The following is an 18,141-nucleotide window of genomic DNA, read 5'->3' on the forward strand; positions in this document are numbered from 1 at the left end:
GATGACACAACGACGTACCACCGTTCTGGTCGTCGGCGCGGGCCCGTGCGGCCTGGCCATGGCCGCACAGCTCAGCCGGCTCGGCGTGCCGGTCACCGTGGTGGACGCGGCCGACCACCCGCACACCGGCTCCCGGGCGATCCTGCTGTGGCCGCCGGTACGGGAAGTGCTCGATGAACTCGGGCTCGCCGAGCGCGCAGCCCGCGACAGCGTCCAGCCCGCCGCGCTCCACTACCACCTGGGCTCCGGCGGCAGTGTGCGCGTGCCGCTCAGCGAGGCCAACGCCCCGCTGGTGCTGCCGCAGGAGCGCACCGGCCGGCTGCTCGCCGAGGCACTGGCCGACCGGGGCGTCGACGTCGAGTGGGGTACCCGGGTCACCAAGGTCGTGCCGGACGCGCACACGGTCACCGTCATCGCGAGCCGCGCGGACGGCACCACCACCGAGATCGAGGCCGACTGGGTGGTCGGCGCGGACGGACTGCACAGCCAGGTCCGCTCCCAGTTGGGCATCGACTTCTCCGGGGCCCGGTTCCCGGCCGCCTTCCTGCTCGCCGAGGGACGCATCGACGGCGACCACGGTATGAGCGGGCTCAGCACCGAGGAGATCCACTACTTCCTCGCCGACACCGGCGTCGCGCTGATCGCCCCGCTGCCCGGCGGCGAGTTCCGTATCTCCGGCGCCGTCCCGGACGGCACCGAGGCCACCGCCGAGCAGGCCCAGGCACTGCTGGACGAACGCGGCCCCGGCGGGCTCCGCTTCACCGAGTTGCGTACCGTGACCCTGTTCTCCAGCGACGAGCGGGTGGCCGGCGCGCTGCGCTCCGGCCGGTGCTTCCTCGTCGGCGACGCCGCCCACGTCCACAGCCCGATCGGCGGCCAGGGCCTCAACCTGGGCATCCCCGACACCCGTAACCTGGCCTGGAAGCTGGCCGGCGTGGTGCACGGCCGGCTGCACGAGTCGGTCCTGGACACCTACGACCCCGAGCGCCGCGCCGCGATCGCGCAGACCCTCCAGGCCACCGGCCGTATGGCCCGGCAGGCCGTGGTCGGCCCGCTGGCCCGTCGGATCCGCAACCTCACCTGGCGGTTGCTCGACGCCACCGGGGTACTGGCCCGCGGCTACGCCCCGATGCTGGCCGGCTGGCGCAGCCACTACCCCGACGTACTGTTCGGCGGCCCAGAACAACGGGCCCGGCCCCGCCCAGGCACCCGGCACCCCCGGTGGATTCCCAAGCCGTCCGACGAACTGGCCGGCCGGTTCCAGCTGATCACCTACGGCGGCAAGGGCACCCAACTGGCCTACCACGCTGCCGAGTTGGCCGACCGCCTGCCCGAACTGGTCGCGCACTTCCCGCTGGACGGCGCCACCGAGAAGTTCGTGCTGCTGCGCCCGGACGGCTATGTGGCCGCCGCCGGCGCCGCCGACCGGTTCCCCGACGCCGCCGCAAGGCTCACCGAACTGGTCCCCACCCCGTCATCCCCGGCCGCGATCGACCGGTGACGGCCGAACACCCCACGACCGAGCACCCGACGACGAGAGGACACGACATGCCCAACCCCGACGGTGCACAGGCCACCGGCTGTCCCGTGCACGCCGACGCCACGGCGGCTCCCCGCCCCTGGGCGCCCGGGCTGCCCGAACCCGGCCCGGTGGAGCAGCTGCTGCTGCCCGACGGCAACCCGGTATGGATGATCACCCGCTACGAGGACGCGCTCGCCGCTCTGAACAACCGCAAGCTGAGCAAGCACTTCGACAACGCGCTGCCCGAGCTGTGGCCCTCCCTGGGCTACGACGGCCGTAAGTCCATCCTCAACCAGCACATGAACCTCGCCGACCCGCCCGAGCACACCCGGCTGCGCAGACTTGTCTCCAAGGCGTTCACCCCGCGCCGGGTGGCCGACCTCGGCGAGCGGATCCAGCAGATCACCGACGAACTGCTCGACGCGGTCGCCGAGGCGGGCACCGCCGACCTGAAGGCCTCGTTCATCTCGCCGCTGATCTCCACGGTGCTCTACGAGATGCTCGGCGTGCCGCTCGCCGACGTCGAGGAGTTCGAGCGCAACACCTACATATTCGTGGGCCTCGGCAACTCCTCCAGCCCCGAGGAGGTCGTCGCCTCGGTCGGCTGGTTCGAGGAGTACCTGACCCAGCTGACCGCGCAGCGCCGTGCCCACCCCGGGCCCGACCTCATCTCCGGTCTGGTGCAGGCCAACGAGGACGGCGACGCCCTCGCCGACCTGGAGATCCGCTCCACGGTGATGCTGCTGCTCCTCGCCGGCGCCGAGACCACCATCAACCTTCTCTCCAACGGCATCCTCGCGCTGCTGCGCAACCCGGAGCAGCTGGCCGAACTCAAGGACGACCCCGAGGGGCTCGGCCCGGCCATCGAGGAACTGCTGCGGCTGACCAGCCCGGTGTTCACCGTGGTGTACCGCTTCGCCACGGAGGACATGGAGCTGGGCGGCGCCCAGGTAAAGGCGGGTGAGCACGTGATGATCTCGCTGGCCGCGGCCAACCACGACCCGGGCCAGTTCGGCGACCCGGAGACGCTGGACATCCACCGCGACGCCTCCAAGCACCTCGCGCTCGGCCACGGCACCCACTTCTGCATCGGCGCCCCCCTGGCCAGGCTCAAGGCCCGGATCGCCCTGCGCACCCTGTTCGACCGGTTCGACGACCTCCGACTCGCCGTTCCCGACGAGAAGCTGACCTGGACGCCCAGCCTGGTCGCCAACAGCCTGGACCAGCTGCCGGTGACCTTCACCGCGGCCACCCCGGCCGCCGCCGGCTGACCTCCCCCGCGCACCCCTTGCCCCTCTGCACCGAGATCTGAACCGAGACTCTTTTCCGCGTGGCGACGGCCGTCCCGCGCGGGGTTGGGAACGACAGCGATGACCGAGGCACCCATGCTCGACCCGGGCTTCATAGCGCAGCTGCTGCCCTTCGACCCCTTCGACCCGGCCTTCCTGGCCGACCCCTACCCGATCTACGCGCAGATCCGTGAGAAGGGCCCGGTGACCCGCACCCCCCTGGGGCTGTGGGCGGTGACCGGGCACGAGGCCTGCTCGGCCGTACTGCGCGACCAGCGCTTCGGCTGGGGCGACGGCGCCACCGTCGCCGACCACTTCCGCACCGAGGCCGACGGCACGGTGGTGCGGCCGTTCATCTTCTCCGACCCGCCCGAGCACACCCGGATCCGCGCCCTGGTCGGCAAGGCGTTCGCGGCCCGCCAGGTGGACCGGATGCGCACCATCGCGGAGCGGGTCGTGCGCGAGCTGATCGAGACCGCGCGCGCCGAGGCCGGCGAGGGCCCGATCGACCTGATGAGCGCGGTGGCGCACCCGCTGCCCGGCCGGATGCAGAACGCGCTCCTGGACGTCCCGGCCGAACACGCCGCCCGTTTCGACGAGCTGTCCGGCGACATCGCCCGCGGCCTGGACCCGAGCTTCCTGCTCGCGCCCGAGGAGATCGCCAAACGGGACAACGCCCGCGCCGAGTTGTACCGGTACATCGGCGAGCTGGCCGAGCAGCGCCGGGCGAAGCCGGGCACCGACCTCATCAGCGAGCTGGTCGCCGTCGAGGAGGGCGGCGACCAACTGACCCCGCAGGAGCTGGAGGTCACCTGCACCCTGCTGCTCTCCGCCGGGTACGCCACCACGGTGAACCTGATCGGCAACGGCATGTTCGCGCTCCTTGGCCGCCCCGACCAGCGGGACTGGCTGCGCGACCACCCCGGCCAGGTGCCCGCCGCGGTGGAGGAGATGCTGCGCTTCGACACGCCGGTGCAGATGATCTCCCGGGTCGCCCTGGCCGAGGCCGAGATCGCCGGGCAGACCGTCCAGCCGGGCGAGCAGGTCATGCTGATGATCGGCGCCGCCAGCCACGACCCGGACGTCTACGACGATCCCGACGAGCTGAAGCTGGACCGGCCCGCCGGCCGCAACCTGGGCTTCGGCCTCGGCATCCACTTCTGCGTCGGCGCCCCGCTGGCCCGGCTCACCGCACAGGCCGCGGTGTCCGCCCTGGCCGCGCTGGACCTGGAACCGGTCACCGACGCCCCGGCCCGGGTGCCCAACATCATCATGCGCGGCCTGGCCGAACTGCCCGTCCGGGTGACCGGCTGACCCTCAGGACACCGGGCGGACGCCCACCGGAGGTCTCCGGTGGGCACGCACCGCGTCCGCACGGCGTCCCGAACCCGAGCACACGCCGAACGGCGTCCCGAACCCGAGCACACGCCGACGGCCTCACCGCACACGGAGACTACGGGGATGACCGACACCCTGACCGCACCAGAGCTCTGGATCCGCCGCTACCGGCCGGCACCCGAGGATGCCGACGTGTCGCTGGTCTGCTTCCCGCACGCGGGCGGCGCCGCCAGCTACTTCCGACCGCTCGCCGACGGGCTGGCCTCCGTCGCCGACGTCCTGTCCGTGCAGTACCCGGGGCGCCAGGACCGGCGTGCCGAACCGCCCCGTACGTCGATCTCCCGGCTGGCCGACGAGATCCTCACCGTCCTTGGGTCCCTGCCACGGCGCCGGCTGGTGCTGTTCGGGCACAGCATGGGCGCCTGCGTGGCGTTCGAGGTGGCCCGCCGGATCGAGCGGGGCTCCTCGCTCGACCTGCTCGGGCTGGTCGTCTCCGGCCGCACCGCCCCGCCCAAGGTGCGCGACCGCGGGGTTCGTTCGATGGACGACGCCGGTGTCATCGCCGAGATCCGCCGGCTGAACGGCACCGACGAGCGGCTGCTCCTCGATGACGACATCATCCAGATGATCATGCCGGCGATCCGCGGCGACTACACGGCCGTGGAGTCGTACTGGTACCTGCCGGGGCCGCCCCTGCGCTGCCCGATCAGTGTGCTCGTCGGCGACGACGACCCGCAGGTCACCCTCGCCGAGGCCGGGGAGTGGCGCGACCACACCGAGGGCGCCTTCACCCTGCGCGACTTCCCCGGCGGCCACTTCTACCTGGCCGAGCAGCAGGCCGGAGTGGTCCGGGCGCTGACCGAGGACCTGGCGGCCTTCCGCTCCGGCCCGGGGCGCGGCGCCTGACCGAACCGTCCCAGAGCACGCCCCCCAGACCGAAGGAAGCCTGTGGTGATGACCGACCTGGCCGCTGCGATCGAGTCACCCGACGCGCGGACACACGACTTCGCGTCCCTGCCGGTACCGGAGTCCTACCGGGCCACCGTGCTGCTCAAGGACGAACAGCACATGTTCGACGGTGTCCCGGTGGGTGACCGCGAACCCGCCAAGTCCCTGCACCTCAGTGACGTACCGACCCCGGAGCCCGGCCCCGGCGAGGCCCTGATCGCCGTCATGGCGAGCTCCGTCAACTACAACACGGTGTGGAGCGCGCTCTTCTCGCCCGTGCCGACCTTCGCCTTCCTCGAACGCTACGCCCGCACCGGCGGCCCGGCCGCCCGGCACGACCTGCCCTACCACGTGATCGGCTCCGACCTGTCCGGAGTGGTCCTGCGCACCGGGCCCGGGGTGCGTCGCTGGCAGCCCGGTGACCGGGTTGTCGCGCACTGTCTGTCCGTCGAGCTGGAGGACGCGGCGGGTCACGACGACACCATGCTCGACCCGGAGCAGCGGATCTGGGGCTTCGAGACCAACTACGGCGGGCTGGCCGAACTGGCGCTGGTGAAGGCCAACCAGCTGATGCCCAAGGCCGGGCACCTGACCTGGGAGGAGGCCGCCGCACCCGGCCTGGTCAACTCCACCGCCTACCGGCAGCTCGTCTCCCGCAACGGCGCCGCCATGAAGGTCGGCGACACCGTGCTGATCTGGGGCGCGGGCGGCGGTCTCGGCTCGTACGCCACCCAGTACGCGCTGGCGGGCGGCGCGACCCCGATCTGTGTGGTCTCCAGCGAGCAGAAGGCGGACATCTGCCGTGCGATGGGCGTCGAGGCGATCATCGACCGCGGCGCGGAGAACTACCGGTTCTGGCGGGACGAGGATTCCCAGGACCAGAAGGAGTGGAAGCGGTTCGGCAGGCGCATCCGCGAGCTGACCGGCGGCGACGACGTGGACATCGTCTTCGAGCACCCGGGCCGGGAGACCTTCGGCGCCTCCGTCTATGTGGCCCGCAGGGGCGGCACGATAGTGACCTGCGCCTCCACCTCCGGCTACCGGCACGAGTTCGACAACCGCTACCTCTGGATGCACCTCAAGCGGATCATCGGCTCCCACTTCGCCAACTACCGCGAGGCCTGGGAGGCCAACCGGCTCGTCGTCAAGGGCCGGATCCACCCCACCCTCTCGCGTACCTACCCCCTCACCGATACGGGGCAGGCCGTCACCGCCGTCCACCGCAACCACCACCACGGCAAGGTGGGCGTGCTGTGCCTGGCCCCGCGAGAGGGCCTCGGTGTCACCGACCCCGAACTGCGCGCACGGCACGAGCCGGCCATCAACCGCTTCCGCACGGCGTGAGCCCCTGACACGGCACCCACCGCTGTTTGGTCTGCACCATTGACATGTACGCGGACCAGGGCCTTCAATGCGGCACGTCTACGTATGTCTTCCGACGTTCACGTATGAGGAAGGTTCTGGCATGATCACCCCCCACCCGGACATAGCCTGGCCCCGCACCCTGTTGAGACTCCTCGCCCTGGTCGCCGTGGTGCTCGGCGTCCAGGCAGGACCCGCACACACCGCCCGGGCCGCCACGCCCGTCAATGTGATCGCCTTCTACGACGGCACGTACGACGCGGCACACATCAGCTTCGATCACGAGGCCAACTCCTGGTTCCCGCAGGCCGGCGCCCAGAACGGCTTCACCTACACCGCGACCACCGACTGGAGCCGGCTCAACTCCGCGACGCTCGCCAACTACCAGGTGGTCATGTTCCTCGACAACTACCCGCACACCGCGTCGCAACAGGCCGCCTTCCAGACCTACATGGCGGGCGGTGGCGGTTTCATCGGCTTCCACGTCTCGGCGTACAACGACAACACCAGTGACTGGCCCTGGTACCACAACACGTTCCTCGGCACCGGCACCTTCAAGAGCAACACCTGGGGCCCGACCGCGGAAACCCTTCAGATCGACGACCCCACGCACCCCGCGACCGCGAACCTCCCGGCCACCATCCCGTCCTCGGTCAGCGAGTGGTACAGCTGGCAGAACGACCTGCGGCAGAACCCGGACATCGACATCCTCGCCTCGATGGCGCCGTCCACCTTCCCGATCGGCACCGACCCCAACCAGACCTGGTACAGCGGTTACTACCCGATCGTCTGGTCCAACCGTCACTACAAGATGGTCTACAACAACTTCGGCCACAACGCGATGGACTACTCGACCAACACCGCCCTGTCGTCGACGTTCGCGAGCGCCCAGCAGAACCAGCTCCTGCTCCAGGAGATCAAGTGGGCGGCCGGCCAGTCCGGTCCCGTCACCCCGCCCGCGAACACCACCGGCCCGATCCACGGCTACGGCGGCAAGTGCGTGGACGTGGCCGGCGCCGCCACCGCCAACGGCACCGCCGTACAGCTCTACGACTGCAACGGCACCAGCGCCCAGAACTGGACCGTGTCCACCGCCGGGACCCTCACTGCGCTCGGCAAGTGCATGGATGTGACCGGGGCCTCCACCGCCAACGGCGCCAAGGTGCAGCTCTACGACTGCAACGGCACCGGATCACAGGTCTGGCAGCCCGGCGCGAACGGCTCCCTGGTCAACCCCCAGTCGGGCAAGTGCCTCGACGCGACAGGCCCCAGCTCGGCCAACGGCACCCGGCTGCAGATCTGGTCGTGCTCGGGTTCCGCCAACCAGAGCTGGACCCTGCCGTCCTGAACCGCCCTTCCGCACAAGACCGGCATGCCGCAGCCCACGGCATGCCGGTACGGGGATCAGGGCGTCAGGACGGAGTGCGCACGGGCGTACCGGCGCTCCGGGCCGCGATGTCCTCGACCGCGTCCCGGTAGAAGACCTCGTGCAGATCCCGGCTGACGTACCCGATGTAGGGGGTGACCACGGCGTTCGGCAGGGTGCGCAGCGGGTGATCGGCGGGCAGGGGTTCTAGGTCGAAGACGTCCGGCGCCGCCGACGCGATCCTCTTCTCGGACAGTGCGCCGATCAGTGCCGCCTCGTCCACCACGGGCCCGCGCGAGGTGTTCACCAGAATCGCCGTCGGTTTCAAGGCCCAGTTCGCGCTCACCGACCAGGCCCCGGGTGCGCTCGCTGCCGCGGTCACTGTGGATCACGCAGCCGGGCTCCAGCCCACCCCGGCCGGAGGCCATGCCGAGGGTGCCCACGGACGAGTTCTGCGCGGTGGTGACCGGCCATGGCATAGCCGACGACCTCGCGGGTGGCCAGGTCCAGCCATCAGGCGAGGTAGAGCCAGCCCTCGGCGGTGCGCAGGCAGGTGATGTCGCCGACCAGCTTGGTGCCGGGCCGCTCGGCGTGGAAGTCGCGGCCGATCAGGTCAGGGGCCGGCTTCGCCTTCTCCGCGTGGATGAACCGGTACGACTCGCTCACCGGTCGTTCTCCTTCACGAAGAAGGCGGTCGCTTTTTCAGGATCTCGATCGTCTGCTGCTGCTCTCGGTTCTCCCGCCGCAGCCGCTGGAGCTCCTCGCGCTCGGCACTGCTCAATTCGCCGGGAGTGCCCTCGCCCCGGTTCGCCTTCGTCTTGCGATACCAGCCGCGCAGGGACTCGGAGCTGATGCCGAGTTCCGGGCGACCGCCGTGACCGTCTTGCCCGAGGAGTCGACGAGCGCGATCGCGTCCCGCTTGAACTCCTCGTTGTACCGCTTCGTGTCCTTGCTTCCCACCTGGTGCTACTTCCCCTGGAACCTCAGGTCCCAGTCTCCAGGTGTCCACGATCAAGGGGAAGGTTCAAGCGACATCTGCACCTGAGCGGCGACACAGCGAAACTTGCATAGTGCGGCATTAGCGTCGAATATCGATGATTCTTGTGAAGTAAGAGATTTCTTATCCATGGAACCCGGCCTCCGGCCGCTCCCTCCTGCAGGGCAGAGAAGGAGGTCGAAATGGGCGACAGCCCCACGAAGACGAGCAACGCGCCCACGCGGCGGTTCGCGCCGAGACTCGATCCACCGCCGCAGCAGACGTCGTGGCGTTTGGAGGCGAGGAAGGCATTGCCGGCACTGGCGTTGTTCGCCTCCGTACGGCTGACCGGGGTACTCATGGCGACCTTCTGGTCGCTGCACCTCGACAGGCACCCGCGAACCGTGTTCGGCCTGGAATGGGACGGCCACTGGTACTGGCACATCTCCCAGTACGGCTACGGTTTGATCGTCCACTCAAAAGGGGGGCACAGCGTCTACAACGACCTGGCGTTCTTCCCCCTCTTCCCAGGCCTGATCCGCGCGGTGAACACGGTGCTGCCGATCGGCCCGGTCAACGTGGCGCTGCTCATCGCATGGAGTGCCGCCCTGGTGGCGGCCTGGGGCGTGTACGCGGTCGGCGAGCTGCTGCACGGACGACGCGTCGGGATCCTCCTCGTGGCGCTGTGGGCGCTGCTGCCGCACGCGATCATCCTGACGATGGCGTACACCGAACCCCTCATGACCGCCTTCGCCGCATGGTCGCTCTACGCCGTGCTGACCCGCCGCTGGCTGACCGCCGGTACGCTGGCGGTGCTGGCCGGGCTGTGCCGTCCCAACGGCATCGCCGTGGCGGCCGCCCTCGTCACCGGCGCCGTCGCTCATCTCTGGCAGCTGCGCCGCGCCGGTGAGCCCACAGCTCCGCGCGCCTGGGCGGCCGCCGCCGCGGCTCCCCTCGGATGGCTGGGCTACATCGGCTGGGTGGGGCTCAGAACACACAACCCCGTCGGCTACTTCCACGTACAGAGCCTCTGGGGCTCACGGTTCGACTTCGGCCGCTACACCGCTCACACGTTCAAGCACCTGATCGTCGGGCACGACACCCTCGTCGTCTACGTGACCGCCGCGATTGTCCTCGGCTCCCTGCTGCTGTTCGTGTTCTGCGTCCTGAACGGGATGCCCATGCCCCTGCTCGCCTACTGCGCGGTCCTCATCGTGATGGCCGTCGGCGGCACCCACTTCTTCACGAGCAAGCCGAGGTTCCTGCTGCCGGCCTTCCCTCTGCTGCTCCCGCTCGCCCGGCATCTGACGCGGAGCCGCCTGCGCACCATCGTTGTCCTGCTCACCTCCCTGGCCGGCGTCTCCCTCTTCTACGGCACCTACCTGCTCACCGTCTCCCATCGGGCCCTGTGACGGGAGGGCACGGTCGTCATCAGCCCAGGAGGATTCACAACCCACCCTGCATGGCGAGGGACAGCGGGAGGGGTCGGATCTTCAAGCTGAGCTCCTACCGGCGATGCCGGCGCAGGAGGCCACTCAAGGACGCAGGAAGACGCCAAGAAGAAGGAAAAGATCAGTCCTGGCGACCCGGCAGACTCGCCAAACGGTCAAATGACCGATTTTCCTGTCGATCCGTCCTTAAATGGTCAGGGTGAGCATGCCCGTCCCTCCCACCCCGTCGCACCGTGCGACGGGCAGGGCGCGTACAGCGTCCGACCGTCGCTCGGCGCTGCGCGCGGGACTCGCCGCGGCCGGTGCGTTCACCGCCGTCTGTTCCCAGGCGGCTCTATCGCCCACCCGGTGCTCCCGACCGGCACCGCAGTGGGCTCCCGCGTCCCCCCTGCCGTCACGTGCAGGGTCATCGGCGAGATCCGCGACGGATCCGTGGTGACCATGCGCTCGGCATACGGGGATACGGCCGCCGCCCTGCCCGACTTCCTGCACGAACCCGACCGACGCGGTTTGCGCGCGGTGACCATCAGGGAGCTGCTGAGCTGATGCATCCCACGACCATTGCCCGCCTGCTGATCACCGGCGCTGCCCTCGGCGTGCTCGCCGGCTGCAGCAGCGCGGTCCCCCGCAAGGACGAGGCCCTCGCCTCCAAGGCCCCCCTCGACCCCGCTCAGCAGCAGGAGGTCCGGGGTCTGAGGGGCATGCCGCCCGTGCTCGACCCGAACGACCTCTACGCGGCCGACCGCCCGAACCAGCTCTCTCCGGCGGTCAAGGACTTCCCGTCCCGCGTGTACGTCCCCAACACCAACTCCGACACGGTGTCGGTCATCGACCCGAAGACGTACAAGGTCATCGAGACGATCCCGGTCGGCAGGCAGCCACAGCACGTCGTGCCGTCCTGGGACCTGAAGACGCTGTGGGTCAACAACGACCTGGGCAACTCGCTCACCCCCATCGACCCGAGGACCGGCGAGGCGGGCAAGCCGGTCGCCGTGCATGACCCGTACAACCTGTACTTCACGCCGGACGGGAAGTACGCGGTCGTGATGGCCTCCGACGACCGGCAGCTGGTTTTCCGCGACGCCCACACCATGAAGACGGTCAAGGCTGTCCCGGTCAGCTGCCACGGCGTCAACCATGCCGACTTCTCCATGGACGGCCGCTACTTCATCGTCTCGTGCGAGTTCAGCGGCGAGCTGCTCAAGGTCGACACCGAGAAGATGGCGGTGATCGGCCAGCAGAAGCTGCCCCTCAACGGCGCCATGCCCCAGGACGTGAAGATCTCTCCGGACGGTAAGAAGTTCTACATCGCCGACATGATGGCCGACGGCCTGTGGGTCCTGGACGGTGACACCTTCTCCAAGCCGTCCCTCCTGCCCACCGGAAAGGGCGCGCACGGCCTCTACATCAGTCGTGACTCCCGCGAGATGTACATCTCCAACCGGGGCGAGGGCACCATCTCCGTGTTCGACTTCAAGGAGGACCGGCTGACCAAGAAGTGGCGCCTGCCGAACGGCGGCAGCCCCGACATGGGCGGCGTCTCCGCGGACGGCAAGGTCCTGTGGCTGTCCGGCCGCTACAACTCCGAGGTGTACGCCATCGACACCGCCACCGGCGAACAGCTCGCCCGCATCAGGGTGGGCAGCGGCCCGCACGGCCTCGCGGTCTATCCGCAGCCGGGCCGCTACTCGCTGGGTCACACGGGCATCTTCCGCTGACGCAAGGGCGCGCTGAACTGCCACCGGATGTGCCATGAACTGCGGCCGTGCCCGGCGGGGACCGGTGGCGCGCTTCTCGTTCGAGGAGTCACTACGCACGCCGGAGGACGACCGCACGTCTCCTGTCCCTGCCCGCGGCACAATGGAGTATCGATACAGGTGGCGGCGGTCCGAGCGGTCCACACCGGCGCGAACCCGGCCACAGCGATCGGGCCGTCCCCTTGCGCCCACGCCTCCACCCTCGAGGTTCTGCGGTCGGAAAGGGAGCGCCATGGGGACCCAGCTGCTCCGGGACCCGGCGGGCGTCGCCAGGGCGTGCCCTGCCCGCCTGCCGGTGAATGAGCCCCGGCCCATCATCGTCGACCGTAGTGGGAGGCGCCCGGCCACCACGGCCTCGGGACGGGGCCGCCCTCCTGCCACGCCGAGACTGAGCGCGGTCCGGCATCCGGCCGCGGCGGACTGACTCATGACCAGATCCGAGCCCTTCCGCGCCGCCGGGGTGATGGCGCTGACCGGCTGGCCGTTCCTGGCTCTGCTGTGCGTGTTCTCGATCGCGTTGATCATGGTGACGATGGTGATGTGGAACCGCTGGCCGACGGGCTGGGCGCTGGTGTTGCGGCTGGGGTGCCTGTTGCTGCTGATGGTGACGGGGGCCGTGGTGACGGCGGATGTCGTCAACCGCGAGCTCGGCTTCTACGCCTCGTTCGACGACCTCCTCGGACGACTGCCGCCCACCGCGACGCCCTGCTCCGGCGCCGTCGGTCGGCCGCCCGCGGCCCCGGCGCGCGGACGCGTCGAGCACGTTCGGCTGGCCGGTTCCGTCTCCGGCATCTCGCGCGACGCGTTGGTCTACCTCCCGGCCGTCTATGCGTCACCGGCTGCGGCCCGCAGCCGCTTCCCGGTGATCGAGCTGTTCCACGGTTACCCGGGTGGGCCCGGCGCCTGGCAGCACCACCTGGACCTGATCGCCGTGCTGGACCGGGAGATCGCCGCGCGCTGCATACCGCCGGTGATCGTCGTCGTGCCGACGGACAGCGATCCGGGGCACGACGGCGAGTGCGTGGACGCGGTGGGCGGCCGACGCAACGAGACCTATCTGGCGGTGGACGTACCAGCGCAGCTGACCGCCCGCTACCGGGTCTCCGACGTGCCCCGGAGCTGGGCGGCAATGGGGTATTCCACCGGCGGGTTCTGTGCCGTCAACGTCGCCTTCCACCACCCGGCACGGTATGCGGCCGCCGCTGTTCTGTCCGGATATTTCACCCCGGTCACCGACGCCTCCACCGGGGACCTGTACCGGGGCAGGCGCGGCGCGCGGCAGTGGAACAGCCCGCAGTGGCAGGCCGCACACCGGCACATCGACGTGCCCCTGTACGTCGTGGCGGGACGGGCCGACCCGGAGGCACAGCGTGCCATCGAGCGTCTGAAGGCCGCTGCCCGGGGCCGCGTGGCCATCACCACAGGTGAGTCCCCGGCGGGCGGACACAACTTCGCCGTCTGGTCCAAGGCATGCCCGGCCGCGTTCGACTGGCTCGCCGGCCACCTCCCGGTGTCCGTGCCCCTGCTCGCACCCCAGCCCCAGGACGTGGGTGGGTGAGCCATGGGAACCACAACAGGACGTCACGTCAGGATCTACGCCTTCGGGCTCGGCGCCGTCCTCGGGATGATCGGTGCCCTCGCCTACAGCTCGTTCGTGCTGGAAGCCTTCCTCCACACGGGCATCAGCCCGCTGCGCTCCTATGTCAGCGAACTGTCCGTCGCCGACAGGCCGTACGCGTTCCTCTTCCGCGCCGGCGATATCACCGCGGGCTGCGGCCTCCTGGCCTTGGCCATGGCCCTCGCCCGGCGGCTACCCGCTACTCACCGGCGCGCGAGTGGATGCGTGGCGCTGGCCGTCACCGCGGCGGCCTCGATCGGCGACGGCCTGTGGCCCATGCCCTGCGCCCCGTCCGTCGACCCGGTCTGCCGTGCGACCGACAGCGCAGACCTGGACCAGCAGCTCGGCCAGATCCACACCCTGTCGAGTCTGACGGAATTCACCAGCGCGATACTCGCCATGCTCCTGCTGAGCAGAGTCCTTCAGCACACCGGCCACCGCCGCCCGGCCCGGTGGAGTCTCACCACAGGCGTCGCCACAGCCGCACTCGGCGCCCTGCAGATCGCCATGGTGCTCACGGGGGTGCGCTGGGTCGGCCTGCCCGAACGTGCACAGGTCCTGCTGGTCTCGGCCTGGTGCGCCGCCATGGCACGCCTTCTCCTGCGCATACCCCCGGTGTCGGCACCTCATGATCCGACGACCGTTGCCCAGCGCGCGTTCCTCACCCGCATCCACCGCATCAACCCCGGCCGATCGTGGATGCGGCATGCGTTCGTCAGATGGTCAGCAGGCCGCCGGGCTCCTGCAACGGATGATCCAGGGTCGGGCCCGCATCTGTGACCCTTGCTCAACCCGAATTGACGATCACCCTCAGCGCCGACTGAGCGCATGGGGAGCATCGGCGGGCTGCGTGATGGGTGGGCATTCCGCACGACAGTGCCACGCTCGACCGGGGGAATTCCTCCACCCCACCCCGCTGCTGCGGCTCGGCCGGTCGCGCCCGACCGTCGCGGCTTCATGGCAGGCCACGGGCGTGCGGCATCGGCGGACTGCGCCCGACCGTCAGGCCGCTGAGCAGGGCAGATGGAGAATTGGGTCGCGAGTCTCTAGGGTCAGCGCGTGGCTTTCATCATGGTGTGCGAGGACGACGCGGCGGTCCGCGGTGTCCTCAGGCGCGCCCTGGAGCACGACGGCCACACGGTCTCCGTCGCTGCCACGGCCGACAGCCTGCTGCGGCAGCTGGCACCGGCGCCCCAGCTGGTCGTCCTGGATCTCGGGCTCCCGGACGCCGACGGTCGCGACGTCTGCCTGGCCCTGAGGGCTCGCGGCGTGGACGTGCCGGTGCTGATGCTCACCGCCTTGGACGGTCTGCATCACAAGGTGGGCGGCTTCGAGGCCGGTGCCGACGATTACATGACCAAGCCCTTCGACATCCCGGAACTGCTGGTCCGCGTCCGCGCCCTGCTGCGCCGGGCCACCGTGGCGCCCGCACCGCGCGAGGTCGTCCTCGATCCGGCGAAGCACGTGGTGACCTACGATTCGGTGAGCATGAGTCTGACCCCGACCGAGTTCCGGCTGCTGGGCCGCCTGATCGCCTCGCAGGGCGACGCGGTACGCCGCCACGCCCTCATCGCCGCCGGCTGGCCGCATGGAGCCCAGGTCAGCGACAACACCCTCGACTCCTACGTGCGCCGACTGCGGACCAAGCTCACTCCGCTGGGTGTGGCCGAGCGTCTGGCGACCGTCCGCGGCGTGGGCTACCGATGGCAGTGACGGGTTTCCGCAGAAGCGTCGTCGCGCTGACCGTGCTGATCGCCACCGCCGTGGTCGCGATCCTGGTCGTTGTCTCGCACGTGCTGCTGAGCCGGGTGACGGAGGCCGATGCGCACGATCTGGCGCGTACCCGTGCCGAGGCGGTCGGGGCGAACGTCACGGCCAAGGGCGGCCGTGTCGTGCTCACGGAGAACAGCAGCGAGGCGCTGGACGAGGTCGCCTGGGTCTATGCCGACGGCCGCCTGATCGACGGGAACGTACCGGCCACCGTGGTCGATCGCGTCGAGGAACTGGCCGAATCGGGGCGATCGCAGACCGCCGCCGTCGGCAACTACCTCCTGTACGCGCGGCAGGTCCCGACCGACGGCCACCACGTCATGGTGATCGTCCGGGTGGACCTCACGCCCTACGAGACATCCGAGCAGCGCAGCCTGACCTTGTCGTTGATCCTGGGCGGCCTCACGATCCTCCTCGCCGGCGGTGTCGCGCACCTCGTGGTGCACCGCGCGCTGCGGGTCGTGCACGAGATGGCCGCCCTCGCCGACGACTGGGGCCATCACGAACCCGGGCGCCGCTTCAACCTCGGAGTGCCCCGCGACGAGTTCGGGGAACTGGGACAGACCCTGGACCGCCTCCTGGAGCGCGTCGACAACGCGCTGGCGGACGAGCGCCGGCTCACCGATGAGATCGCCCACGAGCTGCGGACACCGCTCACGGTCCTGCGGGGCGAGGCGCAGCTGGCGCAGCTGTCCGGCGAGCCGGTGGCGCCAGAGGCGGTACTGAGCGAGGTCGACCGCCTCGACGCGGCAGTCACCACGATTCTGCGCGCCGCGCGCGCACGGACGGACGACGGTACCCGGTGCGATCTGCGCTCCGTCGCGCGCCAGGCGATCGGCAGCCGCGCGGTCGAGGTCGCCCTTCCCGCGAGCGTCGAGGTGGCCGTGGCGCCCGACGTCGCCGTGTCGCTGCTGTCCCCCCTGCTGGAGAACGGCCTGCGGCATGCGCGGTCGCGTGTGTGGATCACCGCGCGCATCCAGGGCGAGGCCATCGTGGTCGATGTCCTGGACGACGGCCTCGGGTTCGATCCCGCGGACGTCGACCGGGTCTTCGAAGCGGGTGTGACCGGCGGCGACGGGTATGGGCTGGGGCTGCCGGTGGTCCGGCGCATCGCCGCCTCGGCCGGTGTGGAGGTCCGTGCGATCGCGGACGGCCGCGGTCACGTCGAGGTGACCTTCCCGGCCGCGCGTGCGATCACGTAGTCAGGTTGCTGGCAGGTTCCCCGCGTAAACCTCCCTACATGACAACGACAACGGAAGCGCGCACGCGCAGCGGGCGCCTCATGCTCAACAAGGTCCCCGAGGTCACCATCTGGTTCTGGGTGATCAAGATCTTGTGCACGACCGTGGGTGAGAGCTTCGCCGACTGGATCAACCTGAAGCTGGGCGTCGGCCTGGTGAACACTGCCTGGATCTTCACCGCGGTCTTCGTGGTGGTGCTGGCCGTCCAGCTGCGCCTGAAGCGGTACGTCCCTTTCCCCTACTGGCTGACCGTGGTCGTCGTCAGTGTCACGGGCACTCTGTACACCGACATCCTCACCGACCAGCTGAACGTGCCGCTGTGGATCAGTTCCGCGGTCTTCTCGGTGCTGCTCGCGGTGGTCTTCGGCGTGTGGTGGCTGCGTGAGCGCACGCTGTCGATCCACTCGGTCACCACGCTGTCGCGAGAGTCGTTCTACTGGCTGACCGTCCTGGTCACCTTCGCGCTCGGCACCGCGACCGGCGACTGGACCCTGGAGCTGACCGGCTGGAGCCCGGGCGCCTCGGTGCTGCTGCCGCTCGGCCTCATCGCGGCGATCACGGCGCTGTGGCGGTTCGGCGCGAACCCGGTGCTGTCCTTCTGGCTCGCCTACATCCTGACCCGCCCGCTGGGCGCGAACATCGGCGACTGGCTCGCTTCCCCCAAGGTCGCCCAGAACCCGGGCGACCCGACCGGTCTCGACCTGGGCACGTTCACCACCAGCCTGATCTTCCTCGGCCTGATCCTGGCGACGGTGGTCTACCTCACGGTGACGCGCACGGATGTGACCGAGACCTACGAGGCCGCCCACGCCACACACGCCACCGGCGACCCGCGCAAGGAGCGCGTCGCGCTGGCCGGCTTCGGACTGCTCGCCGTCGCCACCACGGGCCTGCTGGTCTGGGCCCACAGCCAGCCGCACGTCGGCCCGGCGCCGGAGGCCGACAACACCTCCGCCGTCCAGATGGCCCCCGGCCAGGCGGTGAAGAAGTTCCCGCCCACCAAGGTCGCCGCGCTGAAGACCCTCGCCTCCACCTCGCTCAAGGACGCACGCTCGGGGAACGCGACCGGCGCACATGCGGCCGCCCAGTCGCTGCGTGACCTGTGGGATGCCGACCAGGCATCGCTGCAGCCGCTGGACCAGACCGGCTGGACCTCCATCGACGCCCAGATGGACAAGGTGCTCAAGACCTTCGGCATCGATCACCCGAACCCGCCAATGTCACCCGCGCAGCAGGAGAAGGAACTGAACGCCCTCCTGACGGACATGGGCTGACCGACCACCCAGCGCCCGGCCGACCCATCCGACCAGCGGGTTGGGTCTGCCGGGCCACGCCGGGAACCGTGCCGCCTCGGCAGACACCGACAAGCCGTGGACAGTGCACGCGGCCGCCTGTGGCAGCCCGGGCAGGCCCGCGGAGTCCCGTGGGCGGTCGAGGCCGGTGTCATTGGCTTCGACCGCCCCGCTGTTGCCCCAGCCTGGTCGGTCGCGGTCGCGGTGGCGG

Annotated in this window: 16 protein-coding genes; 14 read left to right on the forward strand and 2 right to left on the reverse strand. The window is 70.1% G+C overall.

Annotation, left to right across the window (positions count from 1 at the left end; all coding sequences use genetic code 11):
• The first annotated feature begins 1 nt into the window (after position 1).
• The 6 genes from ACZ7OO_RS32610 (at position 2) to ACZ7OO_RS32635 (ending at position 7,807) form a co-directional block, all read left to right on the forward strand.
• Positions 2 to 1,501: an FAD-dependent oxidoreductase gene (locus ACZ7OO_RS32610; RefSeq protein ID WP_471510322.1), complete on the forward strand. Its 1,500-nt coding sequence runs from the start codon at positions 2 to 4 to the stop codon at positions 1,499 to 1,501.
• Positions 1,502 to 1,548: 47 nt separating this feature from the next.
• Positions 1,549 to 2,793, forward strand: a complete 1,245-nt coding sequence (locus ACZ7OO_RS32615) for a cytochrome P450 family protein (protein ID WP_471510324.1) — start codon at positions 1,549 to 1,551, stop codon at positions 2,791 to 2,793.
• 99 nt (positions 2,794 to 2,892) lie between these two features.
• A complete protein-coding gene (locus tag ACZ7OO_RS32620) occupies positions 2,893 to 4,125 on the forward strand; it encodes a cytochrome P450 (protein WP_471510325.1) in 1,233 nt (410 codons plus the stop codon).
• Between the two features lie 147 nt (positions 4,126 to 4,272).
• Positions 4,273 to 5,055, forward strand: a complete 783-nt coding sequence (locus tag ACZ7OO_RS32625) for a thioesterase II family protein (RefSeq protein ID WP_471510327.1) — start codon at positions 4,273 to 4,275, stop codon at positions 5,053 to 5,055.
• Positions 5,056 to 5,103: 48 nt separating this feature from the next.
• Positions 5,104 to 6,441 (forward strand): crotonyl-CoA carboxylase/reductase, encoded by a 1,338-nt coding sequence (ccrA, locus tag ACZ7OO_RS32630; protein ID WP_471510329.1) that lies wholly within the window; start codon positions 5,104 to 5,106, stop codon positions 6,439 to 6,441.
• 121 nt (positions 6,442 to 6,562) lie between these two features.
• Entirely contained in the window at positions 6,563 to 7,807 is a 1,245-nt protein-coding gene (locus ACZ7OO_RS32635) for a ThuA domain-containing protein (RefSeq protein WP_471510331.1), read from the forward strand.
• Between the two features lie 64 nt (positions 7,808 to 7,871).
• Here the strand turns inward: ACZ7OO_RS32635 and ACZ7OO_RS32640 are convergent, their stop codons facing one another.
• Together ACZ7OO_RS32640 and ACZ7OO_RS32645 are read right to left on the reverse strand one after the other, a co-directional pair.
• Positions 7,872 to 8,132, reverse strand: coding sequence for an NAD(P)-dependent oxidoreductase (locus ACZ7OO_RS32640; protein ID WP_471510333.1), 261 nt, complete (start codon positions 8,130 to 8,132; stop codon positions 7,872 to 7,874).
• Between the two features lie 206 nt (positions 8,133 to 8,338).
• The gene (locus tag ACZ7OO_RS32645) at positions 8,339 to 8,491 is read right to left on the reverse strand and encodes a hypothetical protein (RefSeq protein WP_471510335.1); all 153 of its coding nucleotides are present in this window, start codon (positions 8,489 to 8,491) and stop codon (positions 8,339 to 8,341) included.
• A 513-nt stretch (positions 8,492 to 9,004) separates the two neighbouring features.
• Here ACZ7OO_RS32645 and ACZ7OO_RS32650 point away from each other — a divergent pair.
• From ACZ7OO_RS32650 to ACZ7OO_RS32685, 8 genes are all read left to right on the forward strand, one after another.
• Complete coding sequence (locus ACZ7OO_RS32650) at positions 9,005 to 10,213, forward strand: hypothetical protein (RefSeq protein ID WP_471510337.1); 1,209 nt, start codon at positions 9,005 to 9,007, stop codon at positions 10,211 to 10,213.
• A 387-nt stretch (positions 10,214 to 10,600) separates the two neighbouring features.
• Positions 10,601 to 10,798 carry a hypothetical protein gene (locus ACZ7OO_RS32655; RefSeq protein ID WP_471510339.1) on the forward strand — a complete coding sequence of 66 codons (198 nt, stop codon included), beginning with the start codon at positions 10,601 to 10,603 and terminating at the stop codon, positions 10,796 to 10,798.
• Complete coding sequence (locus ACZ7OO_RS32660; RefSeq protein ID WP_471510341.1) at positions 10,798 to 11,970, forward strand: YVTN family beta-propeller repeat protein; 1,173 nt, start codon at positions 10,798 to 10,800, stop codon at positions 11,968 to 11,970. Before ACZ7OO_RS32655 ends, ACZ7OO_RS32660 begins: the two co-directional genes overlap by 1 nt.
• 466 nt (positions 11,971 to 12,436) lie before the next feature.
• Positions 12,437 to 13,567: an alpha/beta hydrolase gene (locus ACZ7OO_RS32665; RefSeq protein WP_471510343.1), complete on the forward strand. Its 1,131-nt coding sequence runs from the start codon at positions 12,437 to 12,439 to the stop codon at positions 13,565 to 13,567.
• A 3-nt stretch (positions 13,568 to 13,570) separates the two neighbouring features.
• Positions 13,571 to 14,407, forward strand: coding sequence for a DUF998 domain-containing protein (locus ACZ7OO_RS32670; protein ID WP_471510345.1), 837 nt, complete (start codon positions 13,571 to 13,573; stop codon positions 14,405 to 14,407).
• 279 nt (positions 14,408 to 14,686) lie between these two features.
• A complete protein-coding gene (locus ACZ7OO_RS32675) occupies positions 14,687 to 15,340 on the forward strand; it encodes a response regulator transcription factor (RefSeq protein ID WP_471510347.1) in 654 nt (217 codons plus the stop codon).
• Complete coding sequence (locus ACZ7OO_RS32680) at positions 15,331 to 16,599, forward strand: sensor histidine kinase (RefSeq protein WP_471510348.1); 1,269 nt, start codon at positions 15,331 to 15,333, stop codon at positions 16,597 to 16,599. The genes ACZ7OO_RS32675 and ACZ7OO_RS32680 overlap by 10 nt, the downstream gene beginning before the upstream one ends.
• A 38-nt stretch (positions 16,600 to 16,637) precedes the next feature.
• Positions 16,638 to 17,912, forward strand: a complete 1,275-nt coding sequence (locus ACZ7OO_RS32685; RefSeq protein WP_471510350.1) for a COG4705 family protein — start codon at positions 16,638 to 16,640, stop codon at positions 17,910 to 17,912.
• The last annotated feature ends 229 nt before the right edge of the window (positions 17,913 to 18,141 follow it).

This window comes from Streptomyces sp. NPDC111744 (assembly GCF_055634995.1).